This window comes from Zoogloea sp. LCSB751, assembly GCF_002028455.1.
Taxonomy (GTDB): domain Bacteria; phylum Pseudomonadota; class Gammaproteobacteria; order Burkholderiales; family Rhodocyclaceae; genus Zoogloea.
Map to the genome: position 1 here is coordinate 1 of NZ_MWUM01000439.1, position 250 is coordinate 250.

Annotated in this window: 1 pseudogene; it reads right to left on the minus strand. The window is 60.4% G+C overall.

The features are described 5' to 3' along the window. A pseudogene (locus B4920_RS27250) lies at positions 1 to 250 on the minus strand (hypothetical protein); the annotation flags it as partial.

Sequence of the window (250 nt, forward strand, 5' to 3'; positions counted from 1 at the left end):
CGAAATACTCCTGCAGGGTACGCATGTCCTTGTGCCGTGTCACCTCGATGATCTTGTTCATGGGCTTGCCCGCGGTCACCGCCGAGGTGATGAAACCTCGGCGCAGACTATGACCACTGACATAGAGATCGTCGATGACCTGGCCGGTTCGCCGCTTGATCATCAGGTTGATGCCTTGCGGGCCCAGGGGATCTACGGTGAGCTGCCCCCAGCGGGTCATGCGGCGAAACAGCGGGCCCTGGTTTATGCG